This window comes from Streptomyces sp. HUAS MG56 (assembly GCF_058673395.1).
Genome location: NZ_CM178722.1, coordinates 2,958,240 through 2,974,301 on the forward strand (window position 1 = coordinate 2,958,240; position 16,062 = coordinate 2,974,301).

Consider the following 16,062-nt stretch of genomic DNA (forward strand, 5'->3'; position numbering starts at 1 on the left):
CGTCCAGGCAGGCCTTCAGAGAGCTAGAGACCGAAATGGGGCCCGCCCGACTGGAGCAAGTCCGCGGGCGGGCAACACCGGACAGGGAAAATTCCATGATTCGCTACCGGCGTCTTCTTAGTATCGCAGGCGCAGCGATATGCCTGATCACGGTCGCGGTATTTGCCGCTTTCGCATGGGGACAGCAGGACAACGGCCAGCAGGCAGACCGCAATCGCCTGAAGGCGCTTCACGAGGCTGACGACACCGCACACGATTTCGCAACACGTCTGGACAAGACATCCGGGTCTTCCCTGCCCGGCAAGGACCGGATTCAGCAGCTGGCAACCTCACTGCAGCTGGGCACACCCGTCGTCGTCAGAACGAGCTCGGGCACTTCCGTGACCTTCCAGGTGAACATCCCGTACGCCTCACCTGGATCATTTTCCGGTGCCGCCGTCTCGGAATGTTATGTGGTAGCGCTCACAACGCCGCCGAGGAAGAAGGTGACACTCACCTCCCTCTCGTGCGGCAAGCTCAACCGGCACGCGGGTACTTGAAGATGATGTTCTCAGCGCATCTCGAGGCGGAGATGGACCTGCACATCGGCACCGTCAACGCTCCGGCCCAGCAGCTACCGACATGCTGTCAGCGTCCTCGATTCGTGTGGCGAATCAGAAGGCCGGAGGCCGTCCAGCACGAGTCAGGCGGGCGACCGTGTTCCAGCTCATGGGCTCCCGTGTCCCGCACGCGTCTCGAAGGCCTTCCAAGAAGCCGGCGAGCGAAGCACGCAGAGCAGGCAGCCCGCGTGTACGCCATAGGGTGACGGCGGCCCAGACGGCAAGGTTGACGGGGATGAGGAGGCGGGGCAGGCGGCGGCGGGCGAGCCAGACCCGGTTGCGGGCGTTGAGCCGGTAGAAGGCGGCGTGGCGGGAGGGGTGGGTGGCGGGGTGGTGCACGATCACGTCGGGCATGTAGTAGCCGCGGTATCCGTGGTCCCACAGCCGCCAGGCCAGGTCGACGCCCTCGTGGTAGAGGAAGAAGGAGCCGGGCCAGCCGTCGACCTTGTCGAACGCGGAGCGGCGGACCATCACGACGCCTTCGGCCATGACGGTCACGATGCCGGGCCGGGTCGGATCGGACGCGCGCAGGCGCGGGACCCAGCGGCGCAGGGTGATGCCGCTGTCGGGGTCGGCGATGCGCGGCTGCGTGTAGGCGAGGCGGGGCTCGGCTTCCAGGCGGGCGACGAGCTGGGCCAGCACGTGGGGGGTCGGCAGCAGGGCGTCGTTGTCGAAGAAGAAGAGGTAGTCGCCCGTCACCCGGTCGGCTCCGATGTTGCGGCCCTCGGGGATGCCGACGTTCTCGGCGAGTGTGACCGTGCGCACACCGTCAGGGACCTGCTGGGGGGTGCAGCCGTTGCCCACGACGACGACGTCCAGATCGACGCCTTCCTGAGCCAGGAGGGACGACATGGCCTTCGGGAACTCGTCCGGCCGGTCGTTCATGGTCAGGACCACGGCCCCCACGGTGGGTCGCGTTGCGCCGTTGTTCACGCCGATGTTCCCCTTCGTTGTGCTGCGGGCGGTCAGCCTACGGCATGGGCGCCCGCGTGCTGTGGCCGTCAGCGGCGAGGCAGTACGGCCCGGAGCGCGCCGTCTTCACGCTCCGGGCGGGCGGCTAGGAAGACCAGAGCCTTCGTATAGCGGTGATCACGCGGTCCACGTCTCGGTCGGTCATGGCCGGGTAGCACGGCAGCGACAGTTGCTGGGCGGCGGCCGTCTCGGTGACGGGCAGAGGGCCGGTGACCAGGCCCTGGTAGGGGGCCAGGGTGTGCACGGGCTTGAAGTGCGCGCTGGTGCCGATCTGGTGCACATCGCGCAGCACCTGCGCGGCCTGGTTGCGATCCAGGGGCGCCGTGGCGGGGTCGATGAGGACCGAGTACAAGAACCAGCCATGCTCGACGCCGGGCAGGACGGTAGGAATGGTCAGGCCGGGCAGAGTGGCGAGGGCTTCGGTGTAGGCGGTGGCGATCTCGCTGCGGCGGGCGGTGAAGGCCGGGAGTCTGGTGAACTGCCGCAGGCCGATGGCGGCGGTGATGTCGGGCATGACGTACTTCAGTCCCGGCACGATCACGTCGTAGTTGGCGGTGTTGCGCTGTCCGTGCCGGCGCCAGGCGGAGGAGTCGATGCCGTGGCGGCCCAGCGGCCGGGCCTTGTGGATGAGGTCGGAGCGGCCGACGAGCATGCCGCCTTCGCCGGTGGTCATCACCTTGTTCGCGTAGAAGCTGAAGACGGCGAGGTCGCCCACCGCGCCGGCGCGCTGTCCGTCGCGGCTGGCGTGCAGGGCGTGGGCGGCGTCCTCGATCAGGGTGAGCCCGTGGTCGTCGGCCCGCTTGCGGAACGCGGTGAGGTCGCAGGGGTGGCCGCCGTAGTGCATGACGACGATGGCCTTGGTCCGGCTGGTGATCGCTGCCTCGGCCGCCTGGGGGTCGATGTTGAGCGTCGCGGGCTCGATGTCTACGAAGACGGGCTGGGCGCCGACCTGGAGCAGCGCGTTGGGGGCGGCGCAGAAGGTGAGGCTCGGGGTGATCACCTCATCACCGGGGCCGAGCCCGAGAGTGAGGAACGCGAGGTGTAGGGCTGCGGTGCAGGAGGACACGGCGAACGCGTCCTGGACGCCGAGGGCCTCGCGTATGGCGTCCTCGAAGCGTGCCGCTTTCGGGCCATAGGTCAGCCAGCCGGAGCGGAGGGTGTCGGTGACCTCGGCGATCTCCTCCTCGCCGATGGACGGCTGGTTCCACGGCAAGAACGGCGTGCCGGCGGGGGCGGTGGGGGTCATCGGGTCCTCCAGCCGCTGGCTGTGTACTCGGCGTGCAGGCGCTCGCACTCAGGCGTGCGCCGGGCGGTGAGGTGCGCGGCGCCGCGGGCGAGGATGAGGCCCTTGAGGTTGTCGTACTCGGGACGGTCCGGGTTGCCCAGTTTGCGGGTCTCCATGGCCTCGGCGATCTCGCGGATGCCGTCGTGGAGCCAGTGCCGGCATGCTCCGGGGAAGGCGTCGGCGAGGCGGGCGAAGGATGTGCGGTAGTCGCGGGCGTCGGTCTCGTCGCGCTCCGGGCCGCGGTCGATCTTGGTACCGGGTAGCGTGCGCTGCACGGTTTCTGCGATGTCGGCGATGGTGAAGTTGGCCCGGTCCGATCCCACGTTGAACACGCGGTGGCCGTGGGGGGTGTTCAGGACTGCGGCGAGGGTTTCGGCGACGTCGGCGACGTGGACCAGGGGGCGGCGCTGGGAGCCCCCGTTGAGCGGGATACGGCCGGTTACGACGGCCTGGGCGGTCATGCGGTTGGCGACCGAGTCCAGGCGCTGGCGTGGTGAGCGGCCGTGCACGGTGGCGAGCCGCAGCACTGTCAACGCGGTGTCGTCGAGTGTGGCGGCCAGGCGGCGTTCGGCCAGAACCTTGGTGGTGGCGTAGATGCCCAGTGGATTGGGGGCGGTGTATTCGTCCACGGTCCCGGCGTGCTGGCCGTAGACGCTGCATGAGGAGAAGAACACGTAGTGCCCGACTCCGGTCTCGTGGGCGGCTTCGGCGGCGAGGATTGGGGAGGCGTAGTTGAGTTCGACGGCCAGGCGCTCGTCGACGGCGCAGGCGGGTTCCCCGACGAGGCCGCCCAGGTGCACGACCGCGTCCGCGCCCTGGACGGCGCGCCGGAGCGCAACGGTGTCCCTCAGGTCGGCGTGGAGGAAGTCGGTGGCGGTCGGCACGAGCCGTGCCGGGTCGTCGCCGCGGTGGTAGATCAGCCCGTCCACGACGGTCACGTGGTGGCCCAGGGCGGTCAGGAGGCGGGTGGCGACGGTGCCGATGTAGCCGGCGCCGCCGAGCAGGACGATGCGCACGCTGGGGTGCTCCTTTTCGATTCAGTGTGCGGCGGGCTCGGGGGTGGCGGGGAAGGCGGCCTTGCCCAGGGCGGTTGCGCGCAGGTCGGTCAGGCGGGGGATGAAGGTCACGTCGAGTTGGTCGACCGGGTGGAGGAGGCCGCGTTCGCAGACCTCGGCCGTCCACACCGCGTAGGAGCCCTGCGGGTAGGCGAGGTTGACGCCGATCTCCCCTTTGGGCAGGAAGCCGTTGAACGGGGTCGGGATGCCCTCGCGGTTCCAGTAGGCGTACGCCTGAAGTGCCTTGGCCTGTTCGAACACCGGGAAGAGCCGCGGGTAGCGGGGGACGGTGCGCATCTCGCGGAAGACCATCTGCCCCAGCAGGTAGGGCGCGATACGGGCGAGGGTGAGGAAGTCCGTGTCCTTGAAGGAGACAGCTGCCGCGTCCTGTGAGGCGTCAAGGGCCGTGCAGGCGAACAGGTGTGGCAAGCGGCGGTGCACGTATGAGGCCACGCCCGGTGCGAGGGCGGGTTCGACCTCGCCGATCAGGTCCACGAGCCGGTCGTGGCCCGGTGCGAACAGGGCGAGGTCGAACAGACGGTGCATGCTCTCGACCGCCGAGAAGGCGAGCTGCTTGTAGAGCCGGTTGTTCATCTCCCCCACGTCGGCGTACGCCCTGGTCTGCGGGGAGGTGGAGTGGAGCATCAGGTACTCGGACAGCACTTCGAAGTACAGGTAGCCCAGGAACGGAACCAACGGCACGGTGGCGGCAAGCCGGTCGACGAACACCGTGTCCGGACGGGGCGCGCTGCCGCATGCGGCGGCCAAGAGGGTGTCCAGGAACCTGGATGCTGCCCGTACGCGTTCCACAGCGGCCTGCCGAATCCGGGCGTCCTCGGCGCCGGTCAGGCAGTCACGGTGCTCCTGGTAGGTGTGCAGGTGGATGCGGCCGAGGCGTAGATAGTCGATGCCCTTGACCGGCACCGCCGCGCTGGGGCTGATCTCGATGATCAGGACGTCGCGGTTCTGCTTCGTCTCCAGCAGATAGGCGCCCATGTTGTGGGGCCTGAGCCCCGCCGGCTCGGGGCTGAGGGGAGCGCAGTACAGGCTGCCGACCAGGCAGCCAGCCGCGGCATACAGTTGCCCGCTCGCACGGATCGCGTCCAGGGCCGCGGTGGTGTGCATCAGGTGGATCGGGCGCCCGCCGGCCAGGGTCTTCAGCATGGTGTTGCCGCGCAGCAGCCACCCGTTCGGGGTGCCGTGCTCCAGTTGCTCGCGCCACTGGGTGGGGGTCTCGCTGAGGGAGACGGGGCCGGGTGGCCGGGCGGGGGCGGCGTAGTTGGTGTGGGCGTCGTCCCATTCGGCGCGCACCTTGGGGTCTCCTACCGGTAGAGGATCTGACGGGCGTGGGTGAGGGCTTCGGCCGGGCTGGCCCCGTCCAGGCGCCTCTGCTCGCTGAAGGTGACCAGGTCGAAGGCCAGCGGGTGCAGCCACTCGGGTACGCGGACGCGTAGCCGGCGGGTGTCGGGCCACCAGCGGTCCAGCGGCAGCCGGTACCGGTCGAGGCAGTCAGCGGCCTTCAGCAGGTCCGTGAACTGCCGGGCCTGCCCGTAGGCGCGTACCTGGTCGGCCGAGAACGCGCCGTAGGGGACGTCGTGCAGAGCCATGGCGGTGGCTGCTGGGGCGATCAGCTCAGGTGGGAGCTGGTGTCCGAAGGCGCGGCTGACCTTCTGATGGTGGTGTGTGAACCATCGGGCAGCTCTTCGGCCGTGGCCGACGTCGTCGCGGTCGTGACGGCGGCGGCAGTCGTGCACCGCCGCCGCGACGCACAACGTGGCCGCCTCCTCGCGGTTCAGGCCGTGCTCGCCCGCGAGGAGCGAGGCGAGCGCACTGACGCGGGCACCGTGCAGGACACCGTGAATGGAATCCGCGAGCCGTACGTCGGCGAACCACTCCGTGCGCGGGATCAGCAGCAGGGGAGGATGCAGCACACGTGACGGCTGGTCGGGGAAGGAGGCGGGCCGGTGGGAGGTGATCCAGTCCAGCGTGGGCTGGTCCATCACTTGGTGATCACCGAGCAGCCCCCTCTCGGCGAGCTCTCTGAGCGAAGGCATCAGGGCGTCCGCCTACGCCGCGGTGGGCTCGCGCAGCCACGGCGGGATCACGTCCGGGCGCTCACGCAGCCACGCGGCATACCGGGCTACCCCCTCCCCCACGCTGATGCCCGGCCTCCAGCCCAGGAGATCTTCCATCCTGCGGGTGCAGGCGTGCCCGCCTTCCGGATCGCCAGGAGGCATCGGCCTCTCCACGAGCTTGGCGCCGGGGTAGTGCGAGCAGACCAGCTCGGCCAGGCCACGGATCGTCGTGGCCTGGCCGGTGCCGATGTTCACCGTCGCCCGGTGCGCCCGCTCGGCGGTCAGGGCGTGCAGGGTGCCGGTGGCGATGTCGTCGACGTGGACGAAGTCGCGGACCTGGCGTCCGCCGCCGTTGAGGGGCAGCGGTAGTCCCAGTGCGGCGCGCATCGCGAACCAGGCGACGACCCAGGAGTGGCTGTGCTCCTTGATGACCTGCGGTTCGCCGTACACCGAGAAGTAGCGCACGATCGCATAGGAGATGCCGGAACCGCCGAGCAGCGCGGCGGTCTCGTGCTCGCCCCACACCTTGCTGGCTCCGTACACCGAGACCGGGCGCATCGGCGCGTCCTCCCTAAACCGTGCCCCTGCCTGCCCGTGCTCGCCGTTGCCGTAGACGCTGGCGGAGGAGACGAACACCATCCGGCGCACGGTCCGCGAGCCGGCCACGGCGTCGAGGACCCGTTGGGTGCCGACCACGTTGCTGTCGATCGCGTCCAGGGGCTGGCGCGTGCAGGCCGCCACGTCGGCCAGGGCAGCGGCGTGGATGACGTAGTCGCAGCCGGGGATGAGCCTCTTGATCAGGCGGGGTTCGGCGATGTCACCGACGATGAAGTCCGGGTCGTCGGAGCGGATGCCGAAGTAGTCGCGGTAGGTGCGCTCCGGATAGGCATCCATCCTGCACACCGACACCGTGCGCGCGCCGAGCCGGCGGAGCTGCGCGGTGAGACGGCTGCCGATCAAACCACCCGCGCCGGTCACGAGCACCGTGCATCCGGCGAGTTCACTTAACGACATGACCATGTTCCTTTGATGAAAGGGAAGTTGAGGTCTGCGTGGTGCAGAGGGGGCTGCGTGGTTGGGACCGGTGGCCGGGAGGACCGTCACGCACTCCCGGCCACTGGAGCTGTGCGGCGTGCGGTTACGGCCGTCGTTAGCCCACGCGTCCCAGGTCGCCGGGGAGCTCCTCGACGGACGTCATGCGGCGCTTCCTACGAGCGCGGGCCGCGCCCGTTCGTCGTCGCGAGACTGCTCGCTCTCCGGCTCGCGGCGGTGGCGCTGCCGCAGGGCCTCGCAGGCGACATAGTGCGGCGGCAGGCCGACGCTGGCACGACGGGCGTCGAGGTGATCCGGGTCCTGCGTCGGCAGCATCTGTATGCCAGCGGGGCTGCGGCAGTGCTGGGTACCGAAGACCTGCGGCTGTCCGGCGCTGACGCTGCACCGGTCGCGGAGGTGCGCCCACTGCTGGATCGTCGCCTCACCCTCTTCGACAGCGCTGACCAGGAGGCCGAGAGCCAGCTGTTGAAGGTCCGGGTCATAGTCAGCGTGCAGGGCGAGGTGCCAGGCGGCTTCGGCGCCGTCCTCGCCGACCAGGGTCTTCCCGGGCCAGCCGTGGGCCCTGACGATCCGCCGCAGCACCTGGGCGTCGGCGCGATCGACGTGCCGTTCCATGTCGATCTCGGTCGGGCTCAGCAGCCCGCGGACAAGGAGTGCCCGGTGTGCCCGCGCTCTTTCGTCACGGGCGACGAGGGTTCGGGCGAGGTCGGGCCGCTGCGGTTGTGTGGTCATGCTCAGCCTCCGAACTGGAGAGCGTTGACGAGGCGGCGTGCGGTCTTGACGGGGATGGACCCGAGGCTGATGGCCGCGTCCGTGTCGCAGCGAAGGCAGTCCGGGTGGAAATACAGGTCGATGAATCCGCCGCGGGTGGCGGCCTTGAAGGCGCAGCTGAGGCGGTCCATGACCTTGCGCGCTTCGGACCACTCGTTCAAGTCCAGACGGGATTCCGGCTGGGGCGGCGCACCGAGCAGGCAGGCCAGGCGGTCAGCCGCATCGACGGAGACGTCACCGAGATCGATCTTGCCTTCCTGCACGGACAGGTCCGGGATCGCAAGCCCGTGCGCCTGGCAGACAACCTGTAGGTCGTCGACGGTCCTGTAGGCCCGCCGCATGCCGCTGCGAATCAGTCGGGCCAACTCGGCAGCCGTCTCCGGAGCGACCTTGCCCAGGTCGACGTACTCCGTGGGCCGGTCCATCTCGGGCATCGGCGAGATGCTGAGACCTGCGGCCCGAGCGGCGCGGTTCAACTCATTCGACGCTTCTCCGGTCGTGGGGCGGGCGAGCCTCACCGGGGCGTCAACAACGATCGTCATGACGAGTTCTCCGGGCAGATGGTGCGCTGACAAAGTCGTGAGCACAGATGTGTCCGTCACCGGCGCCGGCCGATAGCACCGACCAGGGCTAACTGCCGCATACGGGCAGCCGGGACGGAGCAGCTTTCCACCACGGGGAGCACGGAGACGGGGTATGCAGTCCACGTCCAGCGGCCGGCGGGACTTGGCACCGTGAAGGTGTACGGCTTACCCCTGCGCAGTTCAACGACAGCCGCATGGACAGCGCCGTGGTCACCGAGCCAGCCCCACACCGCGTGGAAGGTCTCGCGCCCCAGCGTGGAGCTGATACTGCGAACGGCCTCACGCACCCACGCGACGGCCAATCCGGGAGCGTCGGTGGTGATGTCGGCCGGACCCCAGTTCTGAAGCTGCTGGCCGTCGTGGTCGACGTGGCACCAATACGCGCGCGGCAACGACTCGCTCACGCCGACCACCAACCACGGAACGCGGGGCGGGCATCGAAGGTCGGGAGCGGACCGTCGTCATCCTCGGCCACCCGGTCGAGCAGGTCCGAAACGAGCATGGCGAGACGGCGTACGTAGGCGTGATCGGGATGGAATCCCTTCGCTGCCCCCTCGGCGTCGAGGCACACAGCGAAGCCGATCCGCTTGATCAGTTCCTGGTCCGGACGCCCCTGGACGCGATTCATGGCCTCGGTCACGAGCCCCCACAGGCAGCCCTGCAAGCAGGACACGATCTTCGGAACCTCGTCTGGCTGCAACGGTGCGGCACCCCAGCCGAGGACCAACTCCAGGTAGTCGTCGACGAGCGCGGCACCAAGCGCCCCCAGCAAGTCGAACAGGGGTCGTGGGGCAGCGGGCCGGGCGGACCCGACCCTCATACTGCGGGCTGCGGCTGCATCGCACAGGGCCAACGACGGGTACGCTGCGCTCACTTGGTCTCACCGGCATCCGAGCGGGAGAGCGGAGCCCACGAGTAGCGCACTTGTACCCCGCGCTTCATGAGCCAACGGATCTCACGGTGGCGCAACTCGTGTGAGCCGTCAGGGGCGATGGCCGCCGGCCAGCGGACGATCACGACGCCGACCGAACCGGCTTCCGCCAGCTCCCGCACGCGCATCCAGCCCTCGCGGCGGCAAGGATCGGCTTCACCGTACGGGTCACAGATCGTCTCCGTAACCCGCAGGTCCCGCGCCGCCGCAAAGGATCGGCCCTCGCCTTCCGCGCGCTGGGTGGCCTGGCTCGGCGCCAGCTTGCTGCGCTCAACGCAGACATATAAGACGGCGGCAACCGAGTCGCGGCTGGCGGCGGTGGCGATCCCCTCCTGCATGGCGGTTGCTTTGGTCATTGGATGCCTCCCAGCTCCGCGTAGATCTCGAACCATTCGGTGGTCCAGTCGGAAACGTCGCCGTGTTCGTCGGCGTAGGTGCGGGCAGCGGGCGACACCGGCCCGGTACGGGCGTGCTCCATCGCGGAGGTGCTGGGGTGGTGGTGCTCTTGGGGTGCGTGTGGCGTCATTGCCGCCTCGGCTCGCTCGCAGAAAGTCATGTGGGGGGCGGCGGACGGACCCCAAGGGGTAGGGTCCGGCCGCCGCTGCCGGGCGGGTAGCTCGGCCGCCGCCTGGGCAAGGCCGCACGGGCGCACGAGATCACTGGTCGTGCGGAGAGCGGTACCTACCGTGAGCGACATCGGTAGAATCTCGCACAGAGCCAAAACTGACAAGTGGCTCGGTGACACGTTTTCACTTTTGACGGGTATCCGAACTGGCGTGCAGCGCACAGAAACAGACACACTGACAGGCGCGATCCAGTACTGACGTGGAGGTCACATGGCCTACAAAGGCGTTCCCACCGTCCGAAAGAGGCTTCTCGGCGGGCAGCTCCGCCGCCTGCGCGAAGAGCGTGGCATCTCCATCGAGGACGTGGCGCAGAAGCTTGGCGTCGGCCACAGCACCGTGCGACGCCAGGAGTCGGGCCACACCGCTGTCAGCGTCGCCGACGCCATCGCGTACGCGAGCATCTACGGCCTTGGAGACGACGATGTGAAGCAGCGACTCGTCGCGCTCGCCAAGCACGGCAGGGCGCGCGGCTGGTGGACGGCCTACGGCTCTAAGGTCGGCCCGACCGCCGTGGACGTCGCGGACGCGGAAGACCTCGCGACCGAGGTACGTACCTTCCAGCCACTCGCTGTGCCGGGCATCTTCCAGACAACCGACTACTCGGCAGCGATCATCGAGGCCCAGAAGTCCATCCGGCCGGCTGACTCCCCATTGCCGGTTGACGACGCACTCACCCTGCGTGAGCGTCGCAAGGAAGTCCTGGTGCGGAAGAACCCGCCGCAGGTATGGGCGGTCATCGGAGAGGCCGTCATCCGTACCGAAGTCGGCAGCCCGCAGGTAATGCTGGAGCAGATCACACACCTTGTGGACCTGGGGAAACGGAGCAATATCACGCTTCAGCTCCTCCCCTTCTCCGCCGGCGCGCACGTTGGCATGAACGGGGCGTTCATGCTGCTCAGCTTCGGAGACACGCTGGACGGGAGCATCACGTACGTGGAGTCGGGTGGACCGAACGCCTTCAACGACGAGCCGAACGAGGTTCGCGTGAGCGCGAACCGGTTCACGCAGCTCCAGTCCCAAGCACTGTCCACGAAGGAGACGGCGACATACTTGCGTCGTGCCATCTCGACCACGTGAGTTGGCTGACACAGCGCGGAAGGAACAACATGGCAGATAGCCTCGACCAGGGCGCACGCAACTGGCGCAAGTCCAGCCGCAGTGCCACGGAGAATGAGTGCGTGGAGTGCGGCGAGTACCCCGCAGATGCGACCGCCGACGTCGCAGTCCGCGACACCAAGAGGCAGAAGCACGGCCCGGTTCTCGGCTTCACCACCCAGGCGTGGGGCAGCTTCATCGCCGACATCAAGCGAAATGACGGGCTGAGCGGCCGTGCCCTGTAGGGAAGGGCTCGGCAGCATCTGACCTCCTGCCGACAAACACGCGAGGCCCGTCCCCAGGTGAGATGGGGGCGAGCCTCGCTAGTTCGTTCTCTTCGGACACTACCCACTGGCCCCGGCAGTCACCCGGCGACGCACCGTGCAATCCCGTTTCACGCCAGCCAGCCGCCTCGCCGTCCAGCTCACATCTGAGCCCTAGAGGGCAGCTGGCTCCGACGCCACCGTAGGTCGGCCGCATGCCGTGGCCTACCGGTAGCAGTGGGTCGGCGTCAGGTACGTCACCGCCAGCGCCGGCTCTCCTTCGTCCTCGCCGCGAGGGGCATCCGGCGGGGATGCCTCCGGCGACCACACGGTCATCAGCGGGGTGGGTTCCACGAGGAACTGGCGACAGTTGAATAGGTAAGCCCGCCAGTACCAAGGCCGATGAAGCCGGACCGTCGCGCTCCGACTCGAACTGCACGTGCCCAACGGTCACCCTCACCGAACGGACCGAGACTAGGGCCTGCAGGCCCCGGCTTCTTGGGGAGTCGCGCGTGAACTTCCCTTGCTGCTCCACCAGCGTCGCTTGCGTTTTGTCTGCCAACTTTGGAGAAGCTTGGCCATCGAGACTGTGCGAGCGTGCTCGGCTCCCAGCATCCTCTGCCAGCTGGAGACGGCACGCTCGAGCAGGAGAATCGCTTCCGCCGTCCTGCCCCCTTCCCAGTAGGCGATGGCGAGATTGCCTCTGCAATCGACAGTCACTGGGTCGTCGAGGCCCAGGACTCGTTCGCGCACGGCAAGGGTGTCCTCCAGCAGCACAATGGCATCAACATGCCTGCAACGACTCTGCGAAGTTGCCAGCCGCTCGGGGGCCAATCTTCGGTCCTGGTGTGGAAAATCCGCCTGAAGTACTGCGAACGCATCCTTGGGGCGGTCGGCAAGGAAGTAGGTCCATGCGAGATCGCGTCGAGCGAGAAGCGTCTTGGGATGGGTGCGGCCCAGCAGCCGCTCGCTATTGGCCGTCAGCCGTTGCCAGTAGGGGAGCGCCGCCGAGCTAAGGGTCAGGGTGCGCCCGGCCCAGCGCAGGAGATGGTGCCCCTCGACCTCCCACAACAAGTCGCCCGTGCATCCATCGAGGGTGTCGATGTTGGTCCGCAACACGGCCAGCCGTTCGCGGTCGAACGGGGAGGTGGCCTCCCACACCTCAGTCAGTCCGTCGACAGCCGCCTTCACAACGCCCGGCCAGGCGTCATCAGGTGTGTGTTCTCTCACGGCACGTGCCGTGAGAGCGTGCAGGCGTACAGCACGTGAACCGGCCTGCGCTGTGTCGGTGAGCAAGCCGTATCGGTGTAGGAGCCGTAGTGCTGCGCGCGCCTGGTCGGGGGCGACCTTGGCGGGACCGTCGGCTGGTGATGTGCGGTGCCTGCTGAGGTAGTTGCTTACTGCGTCGCTCGCCCACAGCGAATGGGGATGCCCGGCGGGGTCCAGGACAGCGGCCAGGCGCAAAGCGGGGATTGCCAACCCTACGGGCTCGCACGCTTGAGCCACACCCAAGGACAGGAGGAGGGCGGTAGCGACCTGTCGGCCGTATCCCTCGGTGTCTGACTGGCGTGGGAACAGGTCATCCAGGGTGGCGGCGCTGTGGTTGAAGCGGTTCACGTACTCAGCACAGGACACGTCCTCGTTGATCATGTATGCAGCGGCGTGAGATAGCGCCAGCGGCAGACAGCCCAGAGACTTGATCAGCGCCTCTGCTTGGTCATCCAACAAATGCGTGGCGCGGGCCGAGCTGAGGCGCTCGTACAGATAGATGCCGGCTTCTTCCGCGCTGTAGGTGTCGATGTTCACCATGGCTCGGCCGCCACCGGACAGCAGAGCGTCATGGCGCCGGGTGGTTGCCAACACTCGGCCGCGACTGTTCACAGATTGCGGGGGCCACCATGGCTGCATGGTCTCGGGGTCCGTGATGTCGTCCAGGACTACGAGCCACGAGCGCGAAGTGGTGGCCAACCAGTCGAGAAAGACCCGAGCCAAGTCTTCTGGACCCTGGGGCAGTTCGGCCTGTGGGGCTTCCACACAGCGAGCAGCGTCGGCAAAACGGCCTACGACCTGTTCGGTCTCGCTGGCGTCGACCCACACGACCAACTCGACACCTTCGGTCAGAGCCTGGTGGGCGTAGGCGGCGGCCAGTTGGGTCTTGCCCACCCCACCGCCACCGGAAAGGACCTGAGTCAGAACCACCGTGCCATGCCCTGCGCGTGCCTGGTCGATCCGAGCACGTACCGCGCTCCGGTCCTGAAACGCGGATGCAAGACCTGGCACTGAACCCAACCGGAGCGGCCAGCGCAGCGGGTGCCTCGGAGGCGGCGGGGAGACCGTCAGGTGGCTGACGTGGCCGCTGATGGCGACCGCATGCGCGGCTGATGCGGTGGCACTCCCCGACCTTTCGACTAGCACCGCGGCCTCGGCGCCTGGGGCGGAGCCGTCACCGCCTCGGTAGCTGTCGACGGCTTGGTCCGATCCACCCTTGCTGGCCCGGGAGCGGGACGATCTGCCTGCCCGACGCCACCTCATTGCCGATCTCGCCTTCCAGTCAACGCCACGAGCAGTTCTAGCCGGTGTAGTCGATTCCGGTGCCAGCAGTGCTGCCTCGGCCATGGGCGATGGCCTCACCGGTCTGTTGCGCCCGTGCTGCTCGGTTGTCCCCAGTGTCACGACGGCGAATGCCCGTATGTGCCTGGCCACCACCAGTCGCCTCGGCCCGGCCAGTTTGGACGACTATGTCCTGCAGCACGGCTGTCGGTGGTGCGGCCGGCTGAAGCCACGCCCAAATCAATGCGCCCACCCCTGTGGCCGCCTGAACTGTCGCTCCCACCAGTTGGCCGGTATTTGTCCCCTCAATCAGCCAGCAGAGCGGGGTCGAGACGGTTCCCGCCACAGCAGCCACTATCACCGTCATCCTCCACCTCGGCGACATGGTCCGTCCCTTCTCTCTCGCCCCGTCCCAACGGTCAGACGATCGGCAGGTATGTAGCAACATGCAGGACGGCCCCTGTGGGAACCGCAGTTCCATGTTCCGATAAGACAGTCGCCGGGAGGGCGATATCGGCCAGATCGGGGTGTGACCTTCACCCCTCATCGGTGGTGCGGGAGTGCCACGACCGCCAACAGTTCCTCCGGGTGACCAGCGGCAGTCACTCAGCGGACGGCACCGCGCCCGCCGAAGGCGGCAACGTCTCCGGGATCATGTCCCTCCCGGATCCGTACGGGTCTCACCGGGTGCGGCCAGGCTCCGTGATCCTGCGCTACGTCAACGTCGATCTCCGCGACCATGTCCGGCTCGACGAGGACGACGTCCAGCGGCGCGCGAGTGCTGGAGCCAGACCGCGAACGCATCGACGGTGCCGTCCGGTCAGTACTTCCACGTGGCCGACCTCGACGGGCTTTGACAGATCAAGCTCTTTGATTCTGGCGTCCGGTTCGAAGTCCACCGCCGCGCGCCTCCAGTACGCCCGTTACTGCGGCCCGAAGGAGATGTTGCCGTGGACGTCGCGAGCCTGGATGAGGTTCGTGACGGTTCCGCTGTTGGTGTTGTGCAGGTCAGGCATGTCGGGCAGCTCGCGTACGACGTCGAGCAGGGTCGGGCGCTCCGCAACAACGGCAGCGAAGTATCCAGCCCAGTACGCTCTCTGAACTGCCTCGTCATCGCCTATGCCGGCGGCCTGGTGGTGGGCCGTGTCCAGGCGGCGTTCGACGTCGGCTTGCGCTTCGCCGGTCTGTCGGCTCCAGCGGCGCGCCAGGACGTCGCGAACGTGTGTCCAGCCGTCGGTGAGAATCGCCGTGACGAGGGACTGGGCGCTGGGCAGGAGCACGGATGTCATCGGATCCATGAGATGATCACGCACCTTTGCTTTGCGGTTCGGTTTCGCCCGTCATGGTGGAAGGTGGCTGACGGATGCGCGTGGTGCTGATGTCGTACGGGGCTGAGGGCTTCGAGGACTTGCAAGCGGCGTGCGAGTCAGCCGGCCACTCCCCGGTCGCGTACGTGTGCGCTGCATCGCGGGGTGGGGCTGCCGCGGATGAGGTTCTGGCAGCGATGCCGCCAGGACCCGATCTGCTGGTCCCTCGCAGCCCGCAGGGTCTCACGCTCAGCCTCGCCGGATACGAACCTGACGTTGTCGTGTGTTACGGGATTCCGTGGCGCCTGCCCGCGTCTGTGCTGCGCGTACCGCGCATTGGGGTGTTGAACGTCCATCCGTCGCTGCTTCCGCGGCACCGTGGGCCGATGCCGGTGCATTGGGCCGTGCGGCACGGCGATGAGGAGACCGGGGTGACCGTTCACTGGATGGACGAGGCGTTCGACAGCGGCCCGATCGTGGCGCAGCGCGGAGGCATTGCCCTGCCGGACGATCTGGTAGGCGACGTGGTCTTCGCGCAGATCCGGGCCACGATCCGGGCTCTGGTGCCGCAGGCGCTGGTCGTGGCCGCAGACGGTTTCGCAGGCACGCCGCAGGACGAGTCGCTGGCGTCGTACGAGGGTTCTATGGGTCCCGAGAGCGCGGTCATCGACTGGAGCCGGCCGGCCCGGGAGATCCACAACCTGGTGCGGGCTTACCGGTTCGGCCTCTTTGCCGTACCGGGGCCGCTGGCACTCGTCCGGGGCAAGTGGGTCAGTGTGCTGCGGACCAGCATCAGCGAGGTGAGCGGCGTGAGGATGCGGTGCGGGGACGGGCCGCTGTGGGTCACCGAATCGGTGCCGGTTCCGGCTCGTGATCACTGGCTGGCCTCGACGTGA

The 16,062-nt window shown here is 68.1% G+C and carries 18 protein-coding genes; 4 read left to right on the plus strand and 14 right to left on the minus strand.

Going from position 1 to position 16,062, the window contains the following annotated elements; genetic code table 11:
• Positions 1 to 95: 95 nt before the first annotated feature.
• Positions 96 to 539: a hypothetical protein gene (locus AC4OXY_RS14100; protein ID WP_362616877.1), complete on the plus strand. Its 444-nt coding sequence runs from the start codon at positions 96 to 98 to the stop codon at positions 537 to 539.
• Between the two features lie 114 nt (positions 540 to 653).
• Here the strand turns inward: AC4OXY_RS14100 and AC4OXY_RS14105 are convergent, their stop codons facing one another.
• The 12 genes from AC4OXY_RS14105 to AC4OXY_RS14160 form a co-directional block, all read right to left on the minus strand.
• A complete protein-coding gene (locus AC4OXY_RS14105; protein ID WP_362616878.1) occupies positions 654 to 1,532 on the minus strand; it encodes a glycosyltransferase family 2 protein in 879 nt (292 codons plus the stop codon).
• 124 nt (positions 1,533 to 1,656) lie between these two features.
• Positions 1,657 to 2,817, minus strand: a complete 1,161-nt coding sequence (locus AC4OXY_RS14110) for a DegT/DnrJ/EryC1/StrS family aminotransferase (RefSeq protein ID WP_362616879.1) — start codon at positions 2,815 to 2,817, stop codon at positions 1,657 to 1,659.
• Complete coding sequence (locus tag AC4OXY_RS14115; RefSeq protein ID WP_362616880.1) at positions 2,814 to 3,872, minus strand: NAD-dependent epimerase/dehydratase family protein; 1,059 nt, start codon at positions 3,870 to 3,872, stop codon at positions 2,814 to 2,816. The genes AC4OXY_RS14110 and AC4OXY_RS14115 overlap by 4 nt, the downstream gene beginning before the upstream one ends.
• Before the next feature lie 21 nt (positions 3,873 to 3,893).
• A complete protein-coding gene (locus AC4OXY_RS14120; RefSeq protein ID WP_362616882.1) occupies positions 3,894 to 5,222 on the minus strand; it encodes a hypothetical protein in 1,329 nt (442 codons plus the stop codon).
• A gap of 11 nt (positions 5,223 to 5,233) precedes the next feature.
• The gene (locus tag AC4OXY_RS14125; RefSeq protein WP_491994008.1) at positions 5,234 to 5,965 is read right to left on the minus strand and encodes a hypothetical protein; all 732 of its coding nucleotides are present in this window, start codon (positions 5,963 to 5,965) and stop codon (positions 5,234 to 5,236) included.
• Between the two features lie 12 nt (positions 5,966 to 5,977).
• Complete coding sequence (locus tag AC4OXY_RS14130; protein WP_362616884.1) at positions 5,978 to 7,000, minus strand: NAD-dependent epimerase/dehydratase family protein; 1,023 nt, start codon at positions 6,998 to 7,000, stop codon at positions 5,978 to 5,980.
• A gap of 180 nt (positions 7,001 to 7,180) precedes the next feature.
• A complete protein-coding gene (locus AC4OXY_RS14135; protein ID WP_362616886.1) occupies positions 7,181 to 7,771 on the minus strand; it encodes a DUF6624 domain-containing protein in 591 nt (196 codons plus the stop codon).
• Between the two features lie 2 nt (positions 7,772 to 7,773).
• The gene (locus AC4OXY_RS14140; RefSeq protein WP_362616888.1) at positions 7,774 to 8,352 is read right to left on the minus strand and encodes a hypothetical protein; all 579 of its coding nucleotides are present in this window, start codon (positions 8,350 to 8,352) and stop codon (positions 7,774 to 7,776) included.
• 56 nt (positions 8,353 to 8,408) lie between these two features.
• A complete protein-coding gene (locus AC4OXY_RS14145; protein WP_362616890.1) occupies positions 8,409 to 8,798 on the minus strand; it encodes a hypothetical protein in 390 nt (129 codons plus the stop codon).
• Positions 8,795 to 9,268, minus strand: coding sequence for a DUF6415 family natural product biosynthesis protein (locus tag AC4OXY_RS14150; RefSeq protein ID WP_491994009.1), 474 nt, complete (start codon positions 9,266 to 9,268; stop codon positions 8,795 to 8,797). Before AC4OXY_RS14150 ends, AC4OXY_RS14145 begins: the two co-directional genes overlap by 4 nt.
• Entirely contained in the window at positions 9,265 to 9,681 is a 417-nt protein-coding gene (locus AC4OXY_RS14155) for a hypothetical protein (RefSeq protein ID WP_362616893.1), read from the minus strand. The genes AC4OXY_RS14150 and AC4OXY_RS14155 overlap by 4 nt, the downstream gene beginning before the upstream one ends.
• Positions 9,678 to 9,851 (minus strand): hypothetical protein, encoded by a 174-nt coding sequence (locus tag AC4OXY_RS14160; RefSeq protein ID WP_362616895.1) that lies wholly within the window; start codon positions 9,849 to 9,851, stop codon positions 9,678 to 9,680. The genes AC4OXY_RS14155 and AC4OXY_RS14160 overlap by 4 nt, the downstream gene beginning before the upstream one ends.
• Before the next feature lie 310 nt (positions 9,852 to 10,161).
• On the opposite strand from AC4OXY_RS14160, the gene AC4OXY_RS14165 reads away from it, so the two are divergent.
• Together AC4OXY_RS14165 and AC4OXY_RS14170 are read left to right on the plus strand one after the other, a co-directional pair.
• The gene (locus AC4OXY_RS14165) at positions 10,162 to 11,028 is read left to right on the plus strand and encodes a helix-turn-helix domain-containing protein (RefSeq protein WP_362616896.1); all 867 of its coding nucleotides are present in this window, start codon (positions 10,162 to 10,164) and stop codon (positions 11,026 to 11,028) included.
• Positions 11,029 to 11,057: 29 nt separating this feature from the next.
• The gene (locus tag AC4OXY_RS14170) at positions 11,058 to 11,291 is read left to right on the plus strand and encodes a DUF397 domain-containing protein (protein WP_076085356.1); all 234 of its coding nucleotides are present in this window, start codon (positions 11,058 to 11,060) and stop codon (positions 11,289 to 11,291) included.
• Positions 11,292 to 11,783: 492 nt separating this feature from the next.
• Here AC4OXY_RS14170 and AC4OXY_RS14175 read toward each other — a convergent pair whose 3' ends face one another.
• Both AC4OXY_RS14175 and AC4OXY_RS14180 read right to left on the minus strand, forming a co-directional pair.
• Positions 11,784 to 13,841, minus strand: coding sequence for a tetratricopeptide repeat protein (locus tag AC4OXY_RS14175; RefSeq protein WP_362616941.1), 2,058 nt, complete (start codon positions 13,839 to 13,841; stop codon positions 11,784 to 11,786).
• A gap of 941 nt (positions 13,842 to 14,782) precedes the next feature.
• Positions 14,783 to 15,148: a hypothetical protein gene (locus AC4OXY_RS14180; protein WP_143658579.1), complete on the minus strand. Its 366-nt coding sequence runs from the start codon at positions 15,146 to 15,148 to the stop codon at positions 14,783 to 14,785.
• A gap of 74 nt (positions 15,149 to 15,222) precedes the next feature.
• Between AC4OXY_RS14180 and AC4OXY_RS14185 the strand changes: the two genes are divergently transcribed.
• On the plus strand, positions 15,223 to 16,062 hold the full coding sequence (locus AC4OXY_RS14185; protein ID WP_362616898.1) for a methionyl-tRNA formyltransferase: 840 nt from the start codon (positions 15,223 to 15,225) through the stop codon (positions 16,060 to 16,062).